Here is a 21934-nt window from a genome sequence, read left to right as displayed (position 1 = left end):
CGGTTAGGCCAGCTGTTTTTCAAACAACTCCAGCACCGCCTCCGGCAACTGCTTGCGCAGGCCCTCGCCGCTGATCAACAGCAGCAGCGGCAGCAGTTGCCGCAACGTGCTCGGCTGCAAGCCCGCACAGACGTCCGCCTGCCGCGCCAATGACAGGCCACCCAGCACCTGGGCCGCCACCGGCAGGTTGCGGTCGGCCACCGCCGCCTCGGTGAGCTTGCACAGATAACCGGTGGAGAAACTGCGCAGGCTCTCGCTGATCAGCGGCATGTCGACGATATGCCGGGCAATCTGCAGCACATGGTCAACGTCGTTGATGCCGTAGATCAGCACCTTGATCTGCTTGGCCGACAGGCACTCGGCATAGCGCGCCGCCGTGGCAAAGGCACCGTCGGCGCAGAGCTGGCGCGCCACCTCCAGGTGCAGGCTGTCCGGCAGGCTCAGGTAAGTATCGAGAATCAGCCGGGGGTCGAGGTGCACCGTCACCGCTGCGGCAAACTCGATGGGCATGGCCATAATCAGCTCGCGCAACTGCCCGGGCGGCATATGCGGCGCCAGCAACGCGGCCTTCTCGGCCCCCAGTTGCTGGACCAGGCCCAGCTTGACGCTTAACGGTGCCATGGCCTGGGACGCCAGCAGCAGGCGCAGGCCGACACTCAGGCTCGCGGGTTTGGGCATACGCAACCTCCATTCAATCCATGCAGATCGTCAGGATTGCGCGCCGCGTGGGCAAAGGCAGCCATCTTTGATTGGGTTAGACGCTCAGCACCGGCACATACAGCCAGTGCTGCCCGGCGGTTGGGAACAGAGGAAACGCCAACGGCCCGATCCGGCCGCCCAAACTATCAAAAGTCAGTTGCTGTACTGGTAGATGATCGAGTCGAACGCGCCTGATTTGTAGCCTCGCTCCAGACACTGATTGAACTGCTGCACGAACCAGCGCATTTTCAGGCTGACGGCAATGCCCAGGTACTTGCTGTCTGTTTTGAACGCTACCGGCAAGGTGGCGAACGTCGCGCCCTGCAAGTCCGGGTTGTCGCGGACAAGGCGCTGCATATCGACGCTGGAGCCCAGCAGAATCGCATCAATGCGCTCGCGCATCAGCATGGCCAGGCCGTTGCGGGTGTCGTTGAAGCCAACAATGGTCAGCGTGCCATCGGCCACCGCCGCATCAAAAACATTGCCATAGCTGGTGCCAATGCTTGCGCCAATCAACTTGTCGCGCAGGTCTGTCACCTGCTGGAAGGGAAACTCGCGACCCTGCTTGACCACCAGCACGATGCGTTCGGTAAAGATCGGCTCGGAAAAATCGAACAGGGCCAGGCGCTCGTCACTCATCGACAGCCCGATCACCCCGCCCTCGCCGCGCTGGGCCATGGTGTAGGCCCGCATCCAGGGCATCAGGCGAATGCGGTAGGGCACCTGCATTTCATCCAGGCATTGGCGGCTGATATCCACCACGATGCCTTTGGCCTCGCCATTTTCCTCGTAATACTTGGGGAAACCATCGTGCGCACCAAAGACCATAAAGGCATCGGCCAGGGCCGCCTGACTCGTCGGCAATGCCATCAGCAGAAGCAGGCCCAACACGCGCGCAACAGACATGGCAGCAACCCCAGGCAGAACAAGCAAGCCTGTTCAACTCTAGCAGGCCGTTACTTCAACTGCCCGTAGCGCCGAAAGTACAGCAGCACCACCAGCAGCGCCAGCACACCCAGGCTGCCAGCCCCGACGAACAGCGCCTGATAGCCCAGCCACGTGGCCAACAGTCCGCTGGTCGCCCCCACCAGCCCCGCCAACAGCAGCTGCACGCTGGCCTGCAGGGTAAAGTCCGCGCCCTCATGCTCGGGACGGCATTGGCGCATCATCACCGCGAACAGCGCCACCGTGGACATGCCGTCAGCGATCTGCTCGAACAATGCCACCAGATACACCAGCGCGGTCTGCCCGCCGGCATTGACCAGCCAAGCCATCGCGGCAATCCCGACGGCCTGCAAGGTGCCGAACAGCAGCAGTGCACGCAGCGCACCAATGCGCGCATACAGCAGGCCGCCCAGCAACGCCCCGCCGATTCCGGCCAGACTGCTGATCAGAGTCAGCTGACCCAACGCGGCATTGCTCCAGCCCTGATCCACCAGCATCGGCTTGATCATCGGCGAACCCAATGCATCACCCAGCTTGAAACTCAGCAGCACCGCCAGCCAGAGCAGCATGCCGGGTTGCATCAGCAATCCACGGTAATGCCGCAGCAGCAAGCCTGGCCCTGCGGGTTCGGCCTGGGCCGGCTGGAACGGCAGCTCACGCCGTTCATTGAAGCGCCAGATCGGCAGCGTCATCAGCACCAGCAGCCCCGCCACCAGCGCCAGACTGAGGTGCCAACCCAGGCTGTCCATCGCCAGCAGCAGACCACTGCCGCTGACCAGCATACCGACCTTGTAACCCCCCACCTGCAGGCTGTTGCCCAGGCCGCGCCAGCGCTCGGGCAGCAGGCGTACAGCCAAACCATCGGTGGCAATGTCCTGGGTCGAGGCAGCCAGATTGACCAGCAACAACAGACCGATCAGCAACAGGAAATGACTGTCGAACAGGCGCTCAGGATTCATCAGCGCCAGGGCCGCGATCACCCCGGTAACGCCCATCTGCAACGGCAGAATCCAGCCCCGGTGATGGCCTAGACGCGGTGATGCCAGGCGATCCACCCAGGGAGCCCAAAGCACCTTGAGCAGCCAGGGCAATGCCAGCAACTTGAACAGGCCAATCAGTGCCAGATCGACACCATGCTGGCGCAACAATACCGGCAGCGAATGGGCCAGCAACCCGGAGGGCAGACCCTGGGCACAGTACAGCGAGGCCAGCAGGATCAGCGTGGTATTGCCTGGACGTTGGGCGGAAGGCGACATCGCGAGTTCTCACAGCGAACAGGCGGCGACAGTAGCGGCTGAGCAGGCACTTGGACAAGTGCGACAACGGCCAGCCCTCGCGCAGAGGCGGGCTGGGCCGCGCGTTAAGGCGCGGGCGCAGGCAGCGGCAAAAAGGCGAAAGGCACCGGCAGTTTCAGCTGGCCATCGGCGGGGAGATTGGCGCGGGTCTGCGCCACCATGCCGCGAATATCCTGCAAACGCAGGCCCTGGGGCTGACGCGGGTCGCCGCCGAAGAAATCCTCCCAGTGGCCGAGCACCGCCAGGCGTGGCTGCACGCGTTGCAACAGCACCTGAGGATACGCCGCCGCCTGGTTCCAGGCACCGACACAGAGCACCGCCACGTCCACCCGCTTGCTGTCCGGCAGCTGCGGCGGCAGGCCCAGAGGCGGGGTGCTGGCGGCATCCTGGTAATGGATGCGGTACACCGGCCGACCCTGCTGATCCAGCAGATCCACCAGCCAGGCCAGCGTCTGCCCCTCCTTCCAGCCGAAGGTGCTGCGTGGCAACTCACTCAGGTCTTCCTGATAGTCACCGGTCAACAGCTTGATGCCAAACAGGTGCGGCGCATGCTCGCTCTTGATCGCCATGGCGCGGATGTTGCGCTCGGGTGAATAAAACCACTGGCCGGGTGTCGCGCCCACCGCCATCTGGCTTTCGGCATCGACAATGCGTGACCGGGCAATGGCGGCGGCGAGGATATGGCCCATGGTCCTGGAACCATAGACCTGAGCCTTGGGGCTGTGTTTTTGCAGAATATGTGGCACATCGAGCAGGTGATCGTAGTGCGCATGGCCAACCAGCAGCATGCTGACATCGGCGGCCGGCGGCATCAGTTGATCGATTTTCTGGGTGTCGGCGGCCACCAGCAGCGGCGGCTGGCCGAGGCTGGCGGGGTTGCTGAAGGACGGCGCGAACAGCAGTGCTTCGCCTTGCCAGCGCAACAGGTAACCGCCCACGCCCAGGTATTGCAGACTCGGCGGCGGCATGGCGCCGCCGTGCCAGAGCGGCAGGCCGGCAGGGTTCTGCACGCAGCCGGCAAGCCACAACAGGGTTAGCAGGGTCAGGCTGCGCAGCATCGTTCAATCCTCGGCAATAACGCCCAGGCTAACGTTGAGCAGCTCCCGCCGTCAGCCAACTTAGGGCGGGCAGAACAGGCGTTCAGACCTGCTCGTGCAACAGCAAAACGAACTGTTCGGCGGGCACCGGTTTGCTGATCAGGTAACCCTGGATTTCATCGCAGCGCTGGCTCTTGAGGAAGTCCATCTGCGCCTGGGTTTCTACGCCCTCGGCGACCACCTTGAGCTCCAGGCTGTGGGCCATGGCGATGATCGCCCGGGTGATGGCAGCGTCTTCGCTGCCTGGGGTGAGGTCACGGATAAAGGTCTGGTCGATCTTCACGTAATCCACCGGGAAGCGCTTGAGGTAGCTGAGCGAGGAGTAACCGGTGCCGAAGTCGTCGATCGCCAGCTTGACCCCCAGCTCGCGCAGCTGCTGGAAGGTGCTGATCACGCTTTCGACGTTATCCAGCAGCTGGCTTTCGGTCAGTTCCAGTTCGAGCAGCTGCGGCGCCAGACCGGTTTCATCGAGCACCTGGCGCACCAGGCTGAGCAGGTTGCCCTGACGCAGCTGATGCACCGAGAGGTTGACCGACACGCGAATCTGCGCGAGCCCTTGCAGCTGCCAGGCGCGTGCCTGCAAGCAAGCCTGACGCAGGACGAACTCGCCGATGGCGCCGATCAGCCCGGTTTCTTCGGCCAGGCCGATAAAGTCGCTCGGTGGCACCAGGCCCAGTTCCGGATGCCGCCAGCGCACCAGCGCCTCGGCGGCATTCAGGCTGTCGCTGGCCAGGCACAGCTTGGGTTGGTAGAACACTTCCAGCTGGCCTTCGTTGATGCCCTTGCGCAACTGGTTCTCCAGTTGCAGACGCTCCAGGGTGCAGGCCTGCAGGTTGTCGGTGAAGAACTGGAAGGTGTTGCCGCCCAGGTGCTTGGCATGTTGCATGGCCATGTTGGCCTGGCTGACCAGGGCGGAAATCTCCCGCGCGTTGTCCGGCAGCAGGCTGATACCCAGGGAGGCGCTGACCACCAGCTCATGGCCCCCCACGGTCATCGGCACGCGCAGCTTGCTGAGCAGGCGGCTGGCCAGCCGCGCCAGGCTGGAGAGGCTGCCGTAGGAGTCGATAAGGATGGCAAATTCGTCGCCGGACAGCCGCGCCAGAGTATCCGCCTCCGGCACCGCCTGGGTCAGACGGCGGCTGACCTGACGCAACAACTGATCGGCCACTTCATGGCCGAGGCTGTCGTTGAGCAGCTTGAAGCGGTCCAGGTCGATATGCAGCAAAGCGATGCTGCGGCTGCTCTGCCGGGAGCGCTGGCTGGCTTCGTGCAGGCGCTCCTTGAACAGGCTGCGGTTGGCCAGACCGGTCAGCTCGTCATAGTGCGAGAGGTAGCGCAGGCGCTCCTCGGCTTCGCGGCGCGACGACAGATCGGCAAAGAAGCCCACGATATGGCTGACGTTGCCCCGCGAATCGCGCACCACATTCAGTTGCAGCCACTGCGGGTAGAGTTCGCCGTTCTTGCGCGTTTCAATCAACTCACCACGCCAGGAGCCGGTCTTTTCCAGCTCCAGACGAATCAACTGGTACTGCCGGCGGCTGTCGCCACTGCTGATCAGGCTGATCACGCTCTTGCCGACCACTTCGTCCTGGCGATAACCGGTGACATCGCTGAAAGCCTGGTTGACCGACAGCAGGCGATAGTCCGGGTCGAGAATCACGATGCCTTCACTGGCCGCCTCAAACACCGTGGCCGCCAGTTGCTGTTGCTGTTCCAGCAGCTTGCGAGCGCTGATGTCGCGGCGCGTGCCGAGCATGCGCAGCACCCGGCCATCGGCGGCGCGCTCCACCGCGCGGCCACGGTCCTCGATCCACACCCAATGACCCAAGGCGTGCTTGATGCGGTACTCCACCTGGTAGTCATCGCTGCGGCCTTTCATATGCTCGACCAGCGCCCGGCGCAACACCGGCAGGTCATCCGGGTGCAGGCGCGGTTTGAGGTCACGCAGCATCACCTGCACTTCGTGCGGCTCCAGGCCGAAGATTTCCTTGAGCCGCGAGTGGTGCACCTCGTCGCTCTGCAAGTCCCAGTCCCACAGGCCCAGCTCGCTGGCCTCGATAGCCAGGGTCAGGCGAGCGCGGCTCTTGCTCAAGGCGTAGGTGGTTTCATCCAGCTCCAGGGTGCGCTCGGCCACGCGCATTTCCAGCTCGCCATGGGCCTGGCGCAGCTCGCGCTCGGCGCGACGGCGCTGCTCCACTTCGTGGGCCAGTTCGCTGTTGAGGCCTTCGGCCTGCTGCTTGGCGTACTCCAGATTGCTGATCAGCGCCTGATTCTGAAAGCGCTGCAGCAGGCTGCGCTGCACCAGCCGATTGACCTGCCAGGCCACCACCAGCAAGGTCAGCAACAGGATACTGCCGAGCAGGCCCCAGCCTTGTTGCAGCGGGTTATCGCTGAGCAGCAGGTAGCCCACCGAGGGCAGCAGGCAGGGCAAGGCGAAGGTCAGGAACGCAGTAAAGCTGATCGCGTAGGCCACGCTGGCCGAGAGGATCGCTGCCGCGATCAGACCATACACCACTGCCTGCAGGTAGAAGACTTGGGCCGGCACCAGGGCGATGGCGGCAAACGCCAGGGTCAATCCGGACGCCCCGGCACCCAGCAGGAACAGGTGCTGCCAATGCGCTTCGGCCTGGCGACTGGGCAAGGCTTTTTCAAACGCGCGCACCTGCACCAGGCGCAACACGGCAAGGATCACCAGCCAGATCGACCAGCTGACCAGCAGCTCCGATGGCAATGCCCCCCATAGCAGGAAAGCGCAGACCACACCGCTGAGCAGCATGAACAGGGTCGGCACCTGCGAGCCCTGATAGAGCATGCGGGTACGCTCGGCGGCGATATCGGTAGCAAACAGCTGAGCCACTTCCCGCCCGGAAGTCGGCTTGAGGCCATTTGCCTGAGCAGATGCAGTCGAAGTCATAGGCGATTTTCTTATAAGTGGTTGCCTAAACGTCGGCGCAGCATACGCGAGCTAGACGCATCGCCCAAGCTGGATGTGCTGCAATTCTCACTTCGTCTGCCTTACTTTCGATCAGTGCGCCCAGCACTGGCCGGGGCTGCTCGCGTGACTGGCCAGTCGTCCAGTAAAACCCAGTGCCGAGCCGGTTTGCCCTGCCTGGCGCAGCCCCCTAGAATGCCGCGATGCAAAATGACCCCGAACTCCTGATTGCCTCTCTTAACGATGCCCAGCGCCAGGCCGTCGCCGCGCGCGTGGGCCGCCAACTGGTACTGGCCGGCGCCGGCTCCGGAAAAACCCGCGTGCTGGTACACCGCATCGCCTGGTTGATCCAGATCGAGAACGCCTCGCCGCACAGCATTCTGTCGGTGACCTTCACCAACAAGGCCGCCGCCGAAATGCGCCATCGCATCGAACAGATGCTCGGCCACAACCCGGCCGGTATGTGGGTGGGCACGTTCCACGGCCTGGCTCATCGCCTGCTGCGCGCACATTGGCAGGAAGCCGGCCTGGCGGAAAACTTCCAGATTCTTGATTCCGACGATCAGCAGCGCATCGTCAAACGGGTGATCCGCGACCTCGGCCTGGATGAGCAGCGCTGGCCGCCGAAACAGGCGCAGTGGTTTATCAACGGGCAGAAGGATGAAGGCCTGCGGCCGAAGAACATCCAGCCCGGCGGCGACCTGTTCCTTGCCACCATGCTGAAGATCTACGAAGCCTACGAAGCCGCCTGCGCCCGCGCCGGAGTCATCGACTTCTCCGAGCTGCTGCTGCGCGCCCTCGATTTGTGGCGGGACAAACCGGGCTTGCTGGAGCATTACCAGCGGCGCTTCCGGCATATCCTGGTCGACGAATTCCAGGACACCAACGCCGTGCAGTACGCCTGGCTACGCCTGCTGGCCAAGGGCGGCGACAGCCTGATGGTGGTCGGCGATGACGACCAGTCGATCTACGGCTGGCGCGGCGCGAAGATCGAGAACATCCAGCAGTTCTCCGACGATTTCAGTGATGCCGAAGTGATCCGCCTGGAGCAGAACTACCGCTCCACTGCCGGCATCCTCAAGGCCGCCAACGCGCTGATCGCCAACAACCAGGGGCGTCTGGGCAAGGAGTTGTGGACCGAAGACGGCGACGGCGAGCCGATCAACCTGTACTCGGCGTTCAACGAGCACGACGAAGCGCGCTATGTGGTCGAGTCGATCGAGGACGCCCTGCGCAAGGACGGCCTCAAACGCAGCGAAATCGCCATTCTCTATCGCTCCAACGCCCAGTCACGGGTGCTGGAAGAAGCGCTGCTGCGCGAGAAAATTCCCTACCGCATCTACGGTGGCCAGCGCTTCTTCGAACGCGCGGAAATCAAGAACGCCATGGCCTACCTGCGCCTGCTCGACGGCCGTGGCAACGACGCGGCACTGGAGCGCATCATCAATGTGCCGGCGCGCGGCATCGGCGAGAAGAGCGTCGAAACCATCCGCGAGTATGCCCGCGCCCACGATGTGTCGATGTGGGAAGCCATTCGCCTGATGGTTGCCGCCAAGGCCCTGCCGGGGCGGGCGTCTAGCGCCTTGGCCGGGTTTATCGAACTGATCGAAAACCTCGCGGCCAAAGTGCTGAGCATGCCGCTGCACTTGATGACCCAGACCGTCATCGAGCAGAGCGGGCTGATTGCCTATCACCAGGCCGAGAAAGGCGAAAAAGCCCAGGCGCGGATTGAGAACTTGGAAGAACTGGTCAGCGCCGCGCGCACCTTCGAGAACAACGAAGACGACGAGCTGACCCCGCTGCAAGCCTTCCTCACACACGCCTCGCTGGAAGCCGGCGATACCCAGGCCGCCGAAAACGAGGACAGCGTGCAGCTGATGACCCTGCACAGCGCCAAGGGCCTGGAGTTCCCGCAGGTGTTTCTGGTGGGCATGGAAGAAGGCCTGTTCCCACACAAGATGAGCCTGGAAGAACCCGGCCGCCTGGAAGAGGAACGCCGCCTGGCCTATGTCGGCATCACCCGCGCCATGAGCAAACTGGTGATCACCTACGCCGAAACCCGTCGCTTGTATGGCAACGAGACTTACAACAAGGTGTCGCGCTTCGTCCGCGAGATTCCGCCGCAACTGATTCAAGAAGTGCGCCTGTCCAATAGCGTCAGCCGGCCGTTCGGCGCGGTCAGCCGCAATATGGGCGGCAACAGCATGAGCGGCGACAGCTTGTTCGCCGGCAGCGCCGTACCGGACACCGGCTTCAGCCTCGGCCAGCGCGTGCAGCACTCACTGTTCGGTGAAGGCACCATCCTCAACTTCGAAGGCGCCGGCGCCCAAGCGCGGGTGCAGGTGAATTTCGAGAACGAGGGCAGCAAGTGGCTGATGCTCAGCTATGCCAAGCTGCAGGCGCTGTAATCGACAACCAATTCAAATAATAAGGAGCCCCCATGATCCGCCGCCCTCTGCTGCTTGCCAGCGCCCTGCTCGCCGCCATCGGCCTGAGCGGTTGCAAGGAAGAGCCTGCTGCACCGCAAGCCGCAGGGATGCCTGTCGCAGAAAGCTTCCACTGGAAGATGGTGACCGCCTGGCCGAAGAACTACCCCGGCCTGGGCACCGCCGCTGAGCGCCTGGCCGAACGGGTCAAGGCCATGAGCAACGGTCGCCTGACCATCAAGGTGTATGCCGGTGGCGAGCTGGTGCCACCGCTGGAGGTGTTCGATGCAGTATCGCGCGGCACCGCCGAGCTGGGCCACGGCGCCGCCTATTACTGGAAGGGCAAGGTGCCAGCGGCGCAGTTCTTCACTGCCGTGCCGTTCGGCCTGTCCACCAGCGAAATGAACGCCTGGCTGAGCAAGGGCGGCGGTCAGGCGCTGTGGGACGAAGCCTATGCCCCCTATGGTGTAAAACCCATGGTGGTGGGAAACACCGGCATGCAGATGGGCGGCTGGTACAACAAGGAAATCAACTCGCTGGATGACCTCAAGGGCCTGAAGATCCGCATGCCGGGCCTGGGTGGCGAAGTGCTGAGCAAACTCGGCGCCACCACCGTCAATCTGCCCGGCGGCGAAGTGTTCACCTCGCTGCAGAGCAACGCCATCGACGCCACCGACTGGGTCAGCCCTTACAACGACCTGGCTTTCGGTCTGCACAAAGCGGCCAAGTTCTACTACTACCCAGGCTGGCAGGAACCGCAGGCGGTGCTGGAGCTGCTGGTCAACCAGAAGGCCCTCGACAGCCTGCCGGCCGATCTGCAAGCAATCCTCACGGAAGCCGCGCGCGCCGCCAGCCAGGACATGCTCGACGATTACGTCTACCACAACGCCATGGCCCTGGATGAGCTGAAGAAACAAGGCACCCTGCTCAAGCGCTTCCCCGACGACGTGCTGGCCGCCATGCAGCGCGAGTCCGCCGTGGTGCTTGGTGAACTGGCCGCGCAAAGCGAGCTGAACGGGCGCATCTGGGCTTCGATGCAGGCCTTCCAGGCCCAGGTCAGCCAGATGCACAAGGTGTCGGAGCAAGAACTGTATAACTGGCGCTGATCCCCGGCGGCGTTCACCACAGACGGAACCTTCGGGTTCCGTTTGTCGTTTCAGGCAGGCCCGACTGCGCTCGCCGCCCATACTGCTTGGCGAGGTGAGCCAATGAAACGTGCAACTGTCTCCGCCGCACAGATACTCGATAGCGCCCTGCGACTGGCCGATGTTTGCGGCTGGGAACGCCTGCACCTGTTTGATGTAGCCGCTGATCTGGGCGTAGGCCTGGATGCCATCGCCACGCATTACCGCGACAAGGATCAGCTGGTCGAAGCCTGGTTCGACCGCGCCGACCAGGCCCTGCTGGCGCGTGGCACTGGCGCAGACCTGCTGACCTTAGAGCCTGCCAAACGCCTGGAAGAACTGCTGATTGCCTGGCTCGACAGCCTGGCCGCGCACCGCGCAGTCAGCGGGCAGATGCTGCTGTACAAACTCGAACCGGGGCATCTTCACCTGCAGCTGGGTGGCCTGCTCCGCATCAGCCGCACCGTGCAGTGGTGGCGCGAAGCCGCGCAGCGGGAAACCCTGCACCTGTGCCGCATCGCCGAGGAAAGCCTGCTCACCGGCGTCTACCTGCGCTGCTTTATCCACTGGCTGCGCCAACCCGAGGAAGACACCGCCGACTTCCGCGCCCTGCTACGCAGGCAGTTACGCTGTGGCCCGCTGCTGGTTCTACTGCGCCGCTGACTCAGGCGCACGGGCAAAAGCTGGAAACATTCTATGGCTAGCCAGCGCCGCTCACGCCGGGCAAGATGCCGCGCGTAGATCCAATCACCAAGAGACAGCTAACCATGCAGCGTTTCCTTAGCATCGCCCTGGCCATGTTCCTCAGCCTGGGACTGACCACCATGAGTTTTGACGCCGAAGCCAAGCGTATGGGCGGCGGCAAATCCTTCGGCTCCGCGCCAAGCCATCAGGCGCGCCAAGCGCCAGCCCAGCAAAGCGCAGCACCTGCAGCGGCCGGCCGTCAGCCTGCAGCAGCCAGCGGTGCCTCGAAGTGGTTGGGCCCATTGGCCGGTCTGGCCGCCGGTGGCTTGCTGGCCTCGATGTTTATGGGTGACGGCTTCGAAGGCCTGCAGATCATGGACATGCTGATCTTTGGCCTGATCGCTTTCCTGCTGTTCCGCTTCCTCGCCGCCCGTCGCCAGCAAGCCAGCCCGGCGACAGCCAACGGCGCGCCAATGCAGCGTGAAATGCCGGCAGCCCCGGCGTCGATCTTCGGTGGCAACAACAGCGCCGCCGCAATCAAACCGGTGATCAACGCTCCGGCCTGGTTCAACGAGCAGAGCTTTGTCAGCGCCGGTCGCGAGCACTTCCTCAGCCTGCAACAGCACTGGGATGCCAACGAGATGGACAAGATCGCCGAGTTCGTCACCCCGCAGCTGCTGGATTTCCTGCGCCGCGAACGCGCCGACCTGGGTGATGGCTTCCAGTCCACCTACGTCGACAACCTCGACGTGCAGCTGGATGGCGTCGATGACCTCAGCGACAAGACCGTCGCCACCCTGACCTTCACCGGCGTGGCCAAGACCTCGCGCTTCGACCAAGGCGAAGTGTTCAGCGAAAGCTGGCGTCTGGAGCGGGCCGTCGGCGATAACCAGCCGTGGCTGGTGGCCGGTATCCGCCAGAACGGCTGATACCTGCTGCAATAAAGAAAACCCGGGCATGTCCCGGGTTTTCTTTGTCCATCATTCAGCAAACGCATGGGCTGGCGCGCGCCTCGCCCAAGGTGCACTCTGCTGCTCAGGATAACCACCATGAGGCCTGAGCAATGATCGGATACACCACGGTTGGCACCACTGACATGGAAAAAGCCAAGTCCTTCTACACCCCCTTGCTGGCTGAACTGGGTGCCAGGGTAGTCATGGACCTGGGCCGCATTGCCTTTTATGGCATCGCCAAGGGGCAACCGATGTTTGCCGTCTGCCTGCCCTATGACAAACAAGCACCCACCCCAGGCAATGGCCAGATGATCGCCCTGCCAGGCGGCTCACGCGAAGGCGTGGACAAGCTCTACGCCAAGGCCATCGAACTGGGCGGCCACTGCGAAGGCGCACCGGGCGAACGCATTCCGGGGTTCTATGGCGCCTACTTCCGCGATCTGGATGGCAACAAGCTGGCGTTCTACCACATGGGCTGACGCCTCAACCTGGGTCGACAGCCGCACCGGGCGGCTGCCGAGCCTTGTCACTCCAGGCCTGAATTTCCTCGCTGCGCTTGCGACTATTGAGCTGGGCGCGGTCGATCATTTCGTTGTAATCGGCCAGCCAGCTGCGTGAACCCGGCAGCATATCGGCCAGATCACGCATGCCGGTCTTCAACCCCTGCATCACCTGCTGATAATCACGCTCCTGAGCCTGCAGCACCTTGCTCACCTGCGCGATGCTGTCCGGGTTTTCCGCCCGCTCGAACAGCCCGGTCAGTTGCGACGCCTGCTGACTGGCCAACAACTCTTCCTGGTTACTCAGCGTGCTCTGCTGCACCTGCAACTGCTGCTCAAGCCGTTGCACCTGCTGCTCCAGCGCCTGAATACGCGGCTCATCGCCGGCACTGAACAGGCCGTAGAGATTCAATCCCACCGACAGCAGCATCAGACTGCCCAACACCCCGCCCAGCGCCAGGAGGAACAGGCGATTGCGCTGGCCGGCGCGGGTCAGCAACTGCAGGCGCTCCTCCTCACTGAGCACACCGTCTTCGGATTCTTGCGCTTGGCTTTTCATAAAAAGACCATTTTTTGGCGTTTTAAAATTGACACACCGTTAAACTGGACGATAGCACTTTGCCAGCTTTTTGCTTAGACCCTTCTAGGGTATAAGACGCTCCCGTATTACCCGCAAAAGAGGCACACCCCGTGGAAGAAGTCATCGAACAGTTGCGCGAACTCAACGAGACGGTGCCCGTCCCACTGGAGCTGCCAGATGAAGAAACCCTAGTGGAGATTCAGGAGCAGATCCTTATCCACCTGCCCTTCGGCTTGCGTGAGTTCCTCCTGACGGTCAGCGACGTGGTTTACGGCCGACTGGAACCCGTCACCGCCAGCGATCCGCAGTCCCACACCTATCTACCGGAAGTGGCCTCATACGCCTGGGACATTGGTGTACCGCGCGAATTCGTGCCGCTGTGCGAAGACCGCGGCAACTACTACGTGGTGGAAGAAGACGGCACCGTACTGCTCTGGGAGGCAGAAACCGGCGAAATCAATGAAGACGAAAGCTGGGAATCGGTCTGGCACTGGGTGCGTGACGTCTGGCTGGAAAGCTGAGTGGCTGACTAGAGGTGGCCAACAACTGGCAAGGCATTTGGCGGCAACTGCCGCAATCACTACGCAGGCAATTGGTCGCGCTGATTCCCTTCGCGCTGTTCGGCATGATGCTGGCCATCTGTACGATCACGGTACTGTTGATAGGCGCAAGCTGGCACGTGACCGAGTGGCTACGCGAACAACCCTCCGCATACAGGGCCATGGATAACCGCACCTACACCCACTGCCTGCACAGCGCCGAGAAGCTGTACAACGCCGCAACCGACTCGGTGCGTTTGGAAAATGCGCCCGGGCTGGCCGGCGAGGACGCCTATCGCAGCTGGTCAAAGCAAGCCCGCACCTTTGCCAAACGCTGCGGACCAGACAACTGGCCGGATCAGACAGTACCCCAGCATCCCGCCGACTGGCTACCGCATCTAGGTCTACCGAAAACAGCCTGGCCTGAGCAGGTGCCGGCCAGCGACTGACGGCTCGACTCAAGGCAGATAAATCCGAAACACCCCGCCACCCAGCGGCGCGCCGTTGGCCAGTTCGATATGCCCACGCAGGCCTTGGCGTTCATGCAGTTCGGCGATGCGTCCGGCGAAGTACAGGCCCAGGCCGGTGCTGCCGGTACTGTGTTTGAGGCCGAGGACGTAGTTGGATTGCTGATCGAGCATTTCCTCGGGGTAGCCCTGGCCGTCGTCGCAGATCGCCAGCACCAGTTGCCCGTTTTCCTCCCAGGCTTTGATCAGCAGAGCACTGTGGGCGTAGCGGATGGAGTTGGTGATGATGTTGGCGACCACCGAGCCAAGCAGTTCCTGGTCGAAGAAGCCCATCAGGTCGAAGCTTTCCACCTCGCAGCGGGCGCTGATCTGCCGGCTCTGCAGCACTTCATGGTGGCGGGCCAGCTGGGCCTGAAGAAAATCCTCGACCTCGTGATAACCGGGACGCATGGGCAGTTGGTTGACGCCGAGCTTATACAGGCCGAGCAACTGCACCAGCATGCCGTTGAGCCGAGCAAATTCGTAGTCGATCACGCCCAGTTCGGCCACCGCTTGTTGCTCGGCTGGCAGCTGCGCCTGCCACTGGGCGTGGGCGCGGGTGAGCATGGCCAGGGAGTTTTTCATGTCGTGCACGGTGGAAGCGATCACCGTGGAGAAGTCCAGCCCACCGGAAATCTCACTCATTGGCCGGACGCCCGCCGTTGCAGCTGCAGATAGCGCGCATGCCGGGCATCGGTGGCCGGCATGTGACTGGCCACCTCCAGGCAGCGCCGACACTCCTCCAGCAAGGCCGGGGCTATTTCACCACCCGCCGACTGCAGCAGCGATTGCGCAGTGTTGAGGGCAATGCTGATGTTCTTCGGCTGTAGGGCAAAGGCCTGGCGGAACAGCTTGAGCGCCTCATCGAATTGCTTTTGCTGGTAGCAGCGCACGCCCTGGCGGTTGAGCTCGACGGCTTCCTTGCCGCCGGAAAGAATGTCGCTGTTGTCGGTCTGCCGGGCCACACCCTGCATCACTTGCGGATCGTCGCCATAGGCCTCGACGCAGGTTTTCAGCAGATTGTCGCTGGCCTCGCTCTGGCCCAGGGCACGCAGCTGACTGGCCACGCCGAGCGCGGCATCGGCGGCAAATAGCTGCGGCAGGCTGGCCAGCGCGGCGGCCGCCTCGGCGGCGAGTTGTGCGGCCTTTTTCGGTTCTCCGGATTTCATCAGGCTGCTGGCCATGGCCAGACGCGAACGCAGCTGCACGTTGGGGTCATTGCTGTAGGTCTTGTCCAGCTCGCCGAGGGCCTGGTTGATCTCGATCTGCAAGCGCTTGTCGAGCGCACCATCACCGGCCTGGGCGGTGATCGCCTGGGCCAGGCCGAGGTAGTTTTCCGGGCTTTTGAATTTCGAGGTGCGGCCCTGTTCCATGGCTTGCCGGTAGGCCTTGCCAGCGCTGTCATAGTCCTGGTTATCCAGGGCCAGCTTGCCCAGTTGCATCTGCCGGCGAATCGCCAGCGGCGCGAGCTTAACGGCATCTTCCAGGGCCTGCTGAGCACGCTGGCTATCGCCCTGGGCCAGCAACACGGCGGCCAGGCCGTCATACAGCGCCGGCATCATCGGAAACAGCTGCAAACCCTTTTCGTAGAGGCTCTGCGCGCGGCTCAGGTCGCCGCGCTTGTGCAGCAGGCTGGCCAACGCCACCTGTGCCCAGGGCAACGGGCGCTCGGCTAATACGCCATTGAGCAGTTGCTCCAGCTCATCCAGCCGACCCAATTCGCGCAGCGCCGTGGCCTGGTAGCGCTGGCACAGCGGCAGGTAGCGTTTGTCCTGCTGGCTGAGGGTCTTGCAGGCAGCCAGCACGGCGGTCGGGTCCTGCTTGTCGAGGCCCTGGAGAATGCCCTTGAGCGCAGTTTTGCGTTCTACCAGCTTGTCCAGCCGCTGATCGAGGCTGGCGCGGTTGAAGGGTTTGGTCAGGTAGGCATCCGGCTCATGCTCAAGCGCACTGAGCACCATGGCCTGGCTGCTTTCGGCAGTGACCATGACGAAGATGCACTGGTGGCTGATCAGCTTGCCGGCAATCAGCTCTTCCAGCACCTGCTGGCCGTTCTTGCCGCCACCCAGGTTGTAGTCGTGCAGGATGATGTCATAGCGCTTGTTGCGGCACAGGCTGATGGCCTCTTCGCCACGGTCGGCGGTGTCCACATCACGCGCGCCCATGTCCCGCAGCATGGCTTTCAGCGAGCTGCGGAAATCGGAAAAGTCATCGACGATCAAAAAACGCTTGCTGCCGTAATCCAGCATGGGAAGAAGTCCTTGTCCCGCAGTATCGGAGTCGCCTCAGTGTAGTTGTCGACCATCGCGCTGTCAGAAGCCTAACGCTGTTGGCCCTGTTCCAGATCCAGCAGGTTGAGCAGAAAGCGTGCGAAGTAGAGCAGGTCCTGCTCCATGGCCTGACGCGCACCTTTGGCATCGCCCGCCTCGATAGCGGTGAAGGCGTCTTCATGAAAGTCATTCAGCCGCAGCGACAGGTCGGCGCCGGTGAACAGGCGGTTGAAGAAGGGCCCGACCTGCAGCCACAGCGATTCGATTGAGCGCAGCAACACCGGGTTGCCGCAGGCGCTGTAGAGGTGCAGGTGAAACTGGCTGTTGGCATTCAGGTACGCCTGGATCTGCCGCTGTTCGATGGCCTGATCCATGCGCGCCACGCAGTCACGCAGTGCGGTCAGATCGGCGGGCGTCAGGCGCGGGGTGGCCAGCTCCACAGCCAGGCCTTCAAGGCCCAGGCGCACCTGGAAGATATGCTCGTAGCGCTCGCGGGTCATCGGCGGCACGCGCACCGAGCGCTGTGGCTCACCTTCCAGCGCGCCTTCGGCCACCAGACGCTGCAAAGCGGCGCGTACCGGCATCGGACTGGTGCCCCACTCGGCCGCCAGGTCACGGATTTTCAAGCGCTCGCCAGGCTGGAAGCGCCCGGCCAGGAGGCCTTCACGAATACGTTGATAAAGCTGCTCTTGCAGATTGTCGGCCATGGCTCAGCAGTGTCCTTGTGCCGGTGGCGCGGGCAGTTGGGCAAGGGTCAGCGAACAGTTACGCATGGGGATATCCTTGTTGGGGCTGGACGTAGGGTGCGCCGCGCGCACTAGGACTCAACTCGGGCTGGCAGGGGCGCGCGGCGCACCCTACAGAGCCTTGTTCTCGATCAGGCAGTTGCCGCCATCCACGACGAGTACCTCGCCGGTGATGTAGCTGGCCTCTCGGGAGGCCAGGAAGGCCACCGCCGCCGCCACTTCTTCCGGGCGACCGGCACGGCCTAGCGGAGTGTACTGCGCCGCATGCTGCTCTTCTTCGGTACTGGAACCGGTAGCAATCCAGCCCGGCGCAACGCTGTTAACGGTGATGCCCTGTTTGGCCACTTCCAGCGCCAGGCCCATGGACAGGCCGAGCATGCCGGCCTTGGCCGCACTGTAAGCCGCCTCACCCGGGTTGCTGCCACGGGTGCCGGTGGTCGAGCTGATATTGACGATGCGCCCGTAGCCGCGCGCCCGCATGCTCGGCAGCACCGCGCGGGTAAGCAGAAACGCCGTGCCGAGGTTGCGCGCGATGGACAGGTTCCAGGTGGCCAGGTCCATGTCCGCCAGTTCGGCGAAGGGTTCCGGGCTGCCTTGCATGGCCATGCCGGCGTTGTTCACCAGAACGTCGATCTGCCCCCACTGCGCCTGCGCCCAGGTGACTAATTCAGCGACCTGCTGTTCATCAGTGAGGTCGGCGGCGCGGCCACGTGCTTGAATACCTTCAGCACACAACTCGGCGACCCGTTGCTCGACTCGCGCGCTGCTGGCCGTCAGCAGCACCCGCGCACCGGCACGCCCGAGGCGGCGGGCAATCGCCAGGCCAATACCCGATTCACTGCCCGCCCCACTGATCAGCGCGACCTGTTGCTGAAAGTCCATTGCACGGCATCCTGTGATCACAAATGTGGCGATAATCTAGCAATAAAGCAGTATTAAACCAATGCTTGAGTTTTCTGTGATCACAAAATAGCATGTGCAGATATTCGAACGAGGTGTTCAACATGACTGCCAGTGGTATCAGCCCATCCGCCGTAGAAGCCTTCGCCCAGCGCGAGCGTGAACATTTTATCGCCCGCAACCCGAAATCCGTGGCCCTGGCCGAACGCGCGCGCAACTCGCTGTACGGCGGCGTGCCAATGCACTGGATGGCCGACTGGTCGACCCCGGTGCCGCTGTTCGTCGAACGGGCCAAGGGCGCGCGCTTCTATGACGTCGATGGCCATGAGTACATCGACTTCTGCCTGGGCGACACCGGCACCATGTTCGGCCACTCGCCGGACCCGATCGCCAAGGCCATTGCCGAGCAGGGCAACAACGGTCTGACCACCATGCTGCCGGGCGAAGATGCGGTGGTCTGCGGCGAGTTGCTGGCCGCGCGTTTCGGCCTGCCGTTCTGGCAGGTCACCGCCACGGCCACGGATTCGAACCGCTACGTGCTGCGCTGGGCCCGCGCGATCACCCAGCGCAAGACATTACTGGTGTTCGACGGCTGCTACCACGGCACGGTCGATGACGTGATGGTGCGCTGCATCGACGGCGAAACCGTGCCGCGCTCCGGCCTGGTCGGCCAGGCCTATGACCTGACCCAGTACAGCCGCTCGATCCCGTTCAACGACGTGGCTGCGCTGGAAGCGGCGCTGGCTAAAGGCGACGTCTGTGCCCTGCTCTGCGAACCGGCGATGACCAATATCGGCATGGTCCTGCCCGAGCCGGGATTTATGCAAAAATGTCGCGAGCTGACCCGTAAATACGGCGCGCTGCTGATCATCGACGAGACCCACACCATCTCCACCGATATGGGTGGCTGCACCCAACTGTGGAACCTCGACCCGGACTTCTTCGTGGTCGGCAAACCGATTGCCGGTGGCGTACCCTGCGGCATCTTCGGTTGCAGCGCAGAGATGGCAGGCGCCATGACCGAATCGCGCAAACGTGCCAGCGAGGGCAGCCACGGCCACGGTCACAGCGGCATGGGCACCACCCTGTCGGCCAACGCCCTGGCCATGCACTGCATGCGCGCCAACCTGGAACAGGTGATGACCCCGGCCGCCTACGCGCACATGCTGCCGCTGGCCAAGCGCCTGGCCGATGGCTTCCGCACGCTGATCGGCAAGCATGACCTGAAGTGGTCGGTGACCGAGCTGGGCGCGCGCAGCGAATTCCAGTTCTGCCCGGTGTCGCCGAAGACCGGCGCCGAGGCCGAGGCCGCCTTCCATGACGAGCTGCAGATGGCCCTGCACCTGTACCTGATCAACCGCGGCATCCTGATCACCCCATTCCACAACATGACCCTGTGCTGCCCGAGCACCACGGCAGACGATGTGGACAAGCTGATCAGCATGCTCGACCAGGCCCTGACCGAGCTGCTGGCCATCCCCGGCGCCCGCAAATAACTCATCGATCAGCCTGTGGGAGGGGCTTCAGCCGCGACAATCGCCGCTAAAGCGCCTCCCACGAAATGACGACTCACTGTGAGAATCACCATGCAATTCGCCAACCCTCAGGAAGCCCGCGACTTTCTCGCCGCCCATCCCGAAGTGCGCAGCATCGAGCTGATGCTGATCGACTCCAACGGCATCCCGCGCGGCAAGCTGCTGCACCGCGACGAGCTGCTGGCCATCTACGAGAACGGCCGGCCGCTGCCCAGCTCGATCCTGGCGCTGACCATCCAGGGCGAGGACGTGGAAGAAAGCGGCCTGGTCTGGGAAGTCGCCGACGCCGACTGCTGGACCTACCCGCTACCCGGCAGCCTGACCCTGCAACCCTGGCGCGCCACGCCCACCGGTCAGCTGCAGGTGAGCATGCACCCAAGCCAGGGCCTGCCGGCCGCCCCGGCCGACCCACGGCATGTACTGGTACGCGCCATCGACCGCCTGAAGGCCGACGGCTACCACCCGGTAATGGCGGTGGAGCTGGAGTTCTACCTGCTGGACAAGACCCGCGACGCCAACGGCCGCCCACAGCCGGCGCTGCAGATGAACGGCGTGCGCCCGCAGGCCCCGCAGGTGTACGGGGTGTACGAGCTGGAGCAGCTGCAGCCGTTCCTCGACGACCTCTACGCCGCCTGCGAGGTGCAGGGCCTGCCAGTGCGCACGGCGATTTCCGAATACGCCCCGGGCCAGGTCGAGCTGACCCTGGAGCACCGCTTCGATGCGCTGCAAGCGGTGGATGAAGGCGTGCGCTACAAGCGCCTGGTCAAGGGCGTGGCCAACAAGCATGGGTTGCAGGCCTGCTTTATGGCCAAGCCATTTGGCGATCTGGCCGGCAGCGGGATGCATATGCACGTGTCGCTGGCCGACGCCGATGGCAATAACCTGATGGCCTCGGAAGATCCGCATGGCACGCCGCTGCTCAAGCACGCCATCGGCGGTATGATGGCCACGCTCAACGATGCCCTGGCGATCTTCTGCCCCAACGCCAACTCGTTCCGCCGCTTCCAGGCCAACAGCTACGCGCCGCTGGCCAAGAGCTGGGGCGTGAACAACCGCACCGTGTCGTTCCGCGTACCGGGTGGCCCGGCCAAGAGTCGGCATGTGGAACACCGCATCTGCGGGGCCGATGCCAACCCCTACCTGGCAGCAGCGGCGATTCTTTCCGGCATCCATCACGGCATCAAAAACCAGATCGATCCGGGCGAGGAAATCATCGGCAACGGCTACGAGCAGGCCCGCGAAACCCTGCCCACCGACTGGCTGACCGCCCTGCGTACGCTGGAAAGCTCCAGTTGGGCCAAGCAGGCACTGGGTGAGGACTTCCTCAAGGTGTTCCTCGCGATCAAATGGAACGAGTTCCGTCAGTTTATGGGCGAAGTCGGTGAGCAGGACTGGCGCTGGTACCTGACCCACGCCTGACGACAACGCCGGCACAAGCTACGCTGTATTGGATCTGAGCACCCTGGAGTGGCCCATGCGCCTCTGCATTATCCTGGTCTGCTGGTTGTGCAGCGCATTTGCCCTGGCCGAGCCACTGCGGGTCGGCCTGGAAAATCACGACTACTACCCCTACTACAAGGCCGTGGAGGGGCAGCCCTACAACGGCTACTGCATCGCCCTGTTGCAGGCCTTCGCCAAACACGAAGGCCTTGAGCTGGAACTGCGTCCGCAACCGGTCAACCGTCTGTATCGCAATATGCTGGGCGAACAGAGCCTCGACCTGCTGTTCCCCGACAACCCGGCCTGGGCCCGCGAAGCCCGTGACGGCCAGCCGCTGTATTACAGCCAGGCCGTGGTGGAAATCGTCGACGCCACCCTGGTGCGCCGCGAGCAGCTCAATCAGGGGCTGGGCGCAATCAAACGGGTGGGCATCGTGCGCGGCTTCACCGCCGAGGCCTGGCAACCGCTGCTGGAACAACACACCATCGAACTGGTGGAAGTGCAGGACATCCAGAGCCTGCTGCGCATGCTTGAACGGGGCCGCCTGGATGCCATCTACGCCAACCCGCAGGTGGTGCAGCACCATATGCAACTGCTGGGTATCGACCCGCAGCAACTGCAACGTGACCCGCAATTACCGCAGATCACCACCCGCTTTCACCTGAGCAGTTACCGATACCCGCAGCTGATCAAACGCTTCGACCAGTTCCTGAGCGAGCAGGCCCCCATGCTCAGCCAGCTACACCAGCAGTTCGGCTTGCCCTGA

At 63.3% G+C, this 21934-nt stretch carries 20 protein-coding genes; 10 read left to right on the top strand and 10 right to left on the bottom strand.

Annotated features, from left to right (window positions below; all coding sequences use genetic code 11):
• Window positions 1-3: 3 nt before the first annotated feature.
• From ACSQ17_RS11260 to ACSQ17_RS11240, 5 genes are all read right to left on the bottom strand, one after another.
• On the bottom strand, window positions 4-678 hold the full coding sequence (locus ACSQ17_RS11260; protein WP_233683148.1) for a hypothetical protein: 675 nt from the start codon (window positions 676-678) through the stop codon (window positions 4-6).
• Window positions 679-852: 174 nt separating this feature from the next.
• The gene (locus ACSQ17_RS11255; RefSeq protein WP_436068668.1) at window positions 853-1605 is read right to left on the bottom strand and encodes a substrate-binding periplasmic protein; all 753 of its coding nucleotides are present in this window, start codon (window positions 1603-1605) and stop codon (window positions 853-855) included.
• Window positions 1606-1655: 50 nt separating this feature from the next.
• Complete coding sequence (locus ACSQ17_RS11250; protein WP_436068667.1) at window positions 1656-2900, bottom strand: MFS transporter; 1245 nt, start codon at window positions 2898-2900, stop codon at window positions 1656-1658.
• Between the two features lie 104 nt (window positions 2901-3004).
• Entirely contained in the window at window positions 3005-3997 is a 993-nt protein-coding gene (locus ACSQ17_RS11245) for an MBL fold metallo-hydrolase (RefSeq protein WP_436068666.1), read from the bottom strand.
• Between the two features lie 82 nt (window positions 3998-4079).
• The gene (locus tag ACSQ17_RS11240) at window positions 4080-6950 is read right to left on the bottom strand and encodes a putative bifunctional diguanylate cyclase/phosphodiesterase (protein ID WP_436068665.1); all 2871 of its coding nucleotides are present in this window, start codon (window positions 6948-6950) and stop codon (window positions 4080-4082) included.
• A 221-nt stretch (window positions 6951-7171) separates the two neighbouring features.
• On the opposite strand from ACSQ17_RS11240, the gene uvrD reads away from it, so the two are divergent.
• The 5 genes from uvrD (at window position 7172) to ACSQ17_RS11215 (ending at window position 12634) form a co-directional block, all read left to right on the top strand.
• Window positions 7172-9376: a DNA helicase II gene (gene uvrD / locus ACSQ17_RS11235; RefSeq protein WP_436068664.1), complete on the top strand. Its 2205-nt coding sequence runs from the start codon at window positions 7172-7174 to the stop codon at window positions 9374-9376.
• Between the two features lie 32 nt (window positions 9377-9408).
• Complete coding sequence (locus ACSQ17_RS11230; RefSeq protein WP_436068663.1) at window positions 9409-10500, top strand: TRAP transporter substrate-binding protein; 1092 nt, start codon at window positions 9409-9411, stop codon at window positions 10498-10500.
• Window positions 10501-10602: 102 nt separating this feature from the next.
• Window positions 10603-11181 carry a TetR/AcrR family transcriptional regulator gene (locus ACSQ17_RS11225; protein ID WP_436068662.1) on the top strand — a complete coding sequence of 193 codons (579 nt, stop codon included), beginning with the start codon at window positions 10603-10605 and terminating at the stop codon, window positions 11179-11181.
• A 104-nt stretch (window positions 11182-11285) separates the two neighbouring features.
• The gene (locus tag ACSQ17_RS11220; protein WP_233683140.1) at window positions 11286-12131 is read left to right on the top strand and encodes a Tim44 domain-containing protein; all 846 of its coding nucleotides are present in this window, start codon (window positions 11286-11288) and stop codon (window positions 12129-12131) included.
• A 134-nt stretch (window positions 12132-12265) separates the two neighbouring features.
• The gene (locus tag ACSQ17_RS11215; RefSeq protein WP_257776473.1) at window positions 12266-12634 is read left to right on the top strand and encodes a VOC family protein; all 369 of its coding nucleotides are present in this window, start codon (window positions 12266-12268) and stop codon (window positions 12632-12634) included.
• A gap of 4 nt (window positions 12635-12638) precedes the next feature.
• Here ACSQ17_RS11215 and ACSQ17_RS11210 read toward each other — a convergent pair whose 3' ends face one another.
• Window positions 12639-13214, bottom strand: coding sequence for a hypothetical protein (locus tag ACSQ17_RS11210; protein WP_436068661.1), 576 nt, complete (start codon window positions 13212-13214; stop codon window positions 12639-12641).
• 131 nt (window positions 13215-13345) lie between these two features.
• Here ACSQ17_RS11210 and ACSQ17_RS11205 point away from each other — a divergent pair, with 131 nt between their 5' ends.
• Both ACSQ17_RS11205 and ACSQ17_RS11200 read left to right on the top strand, forming a co-directional pair.
• A complete protein-coding gene (locus tag ACSQ17_RS11205) occupies window positions 13346-13756 on the top strand; it encodes an SMI1/KNR4 family protein (protein WP_436068660.1) in 411 nt (136 codons plus the stop codon).
• A 14-nt stretch (window positions 13757-13770) separates the two neighbouring features.
• Window positions 13771-14223, top strand: coding sequence for a hypothetical protein (locus ACSQ17_RS11200; protein ID WP_436068659.1), 453 nt, complete (start codon window positions 13771-13773; stop codon window positions 14221-14223).
• A gap of 9 nt (window positions 14224-14232) precedes the next feature.
• Here ACSQ17_RS11200 and ACSQ17_RS11195 read toward each other — a convergent pair whose 3' ends face one another.
• From ACSQ17_RS11195 to ACSQ17_RS11180, 4 genes are all read right to left on the bottom strand, one after another.
• Window positions 14233-14925 carry a sensor histidine kinase gene (locus ACSQ17_RS11195; RefSeq protein WP_436068658.1) on the bottom strand — a complete coding sequence of 231 codons (693 nt, stop codon included), beginning with the start codon at window positions 14923-14925 and terminating at the stop codon, window positions 14233-14235.
• Window positions 14922-16526 (bottom strand): response regulator, encoded by a 1605-nt coding sequence (locus tag ACSQ17_RS11190; RefSeq protein ID WP_436068657.1) that lies wholly within the window; start codon window positions 16524-16526, stop codon window positions 14922-14924. The genes ACSQ17_RS11195 and ACSQ17_RS11190 overlap by 4 nt, the downstream gene beginning before the upstream one ends.
• A 71-nt stretch (window positions 16527-16597) precedes the next feature.
• Window positions 16598-17254 carry a GntR family transcriptional regulator gene (locus ACSQ17_RS11185; RefSeq protein WP_436068656.1) on the bottom strand — a complete coding sequence of 219 codons (657 nt, stop codon included), beginning with the start codon at window positions 17252-17254 and terminating at the stop codon, window positions 16598-16600.
• A 150-nt stretch (window positions 17255-17404) separates the two neighbouring features.
• Window positions 17405-18175, bottom strand: coding sequence for an SDR family NAD(P)-dependent oxidoreductase (locus ACSQ17_RS11180; RefSeq protein ID WP_436068655.1), 771 nt, complete (start codon window positions 18173-18175; stop codon window positions 17405-17407).
• Between the two features lie 122 nt (window positions 18176-18297).
• Between ACSQ17_RS11180 and ACSQ17_RS11175 the strand changes: the two genes are divergently transcribed.
• From ACSQ17_RS11175 to ACSQ17_RS11165, 3 genes are all read left to right on the top strand, one after another.
• Window positions 18298-19689, top strand: a complete 1392-nt coding sequence (locus ACSQ17_RS11175; RefSeq protein ID WP_436068654.1) for an aspartate aminotransferase family protein — start codon at window positions 18298-18300, stop codon at window positions 19687-19689.
• A 90-nt stretch (window positions 19690-19779) separates the two neighbouring features.
• On the top strand, window positions 19780-21147 hold the full coding sequence (locus tag ACSQ17_RS11170; protein ID WP_436068653.1) for a glutamine synthetase family protein: 1368 nt from the start codon (window positions 19780-19782) through the stop codon (window positions 21145-21147).
• 55 nt (window positions 21148-21202) lie between these two features.
• The gene (locus ACSQ17_RS11165; protein WP_436068652.1) at window positions 21203-21934 is read left to right on the top strand and encodes a substrate-binding periplasmic protein; all 732 of its coding nucleotides are present in this window, start codon (window positions 21203-21205) and stop codon (window positions 21932-21934) included.

It is taken from the genome of Pseudomonas sp. LjRoot71 (genome assembly GCF_964253255.1).
Classification (GTDB): Bacteria; Pseudomonadota; Gammaproteobacteria; order Pseudomonadales; family Pseudomonadaceae; genus Aquipseudomonas.
This window is presented reverse-complemented; position numbering and strand designations above follow the sequence as displayed.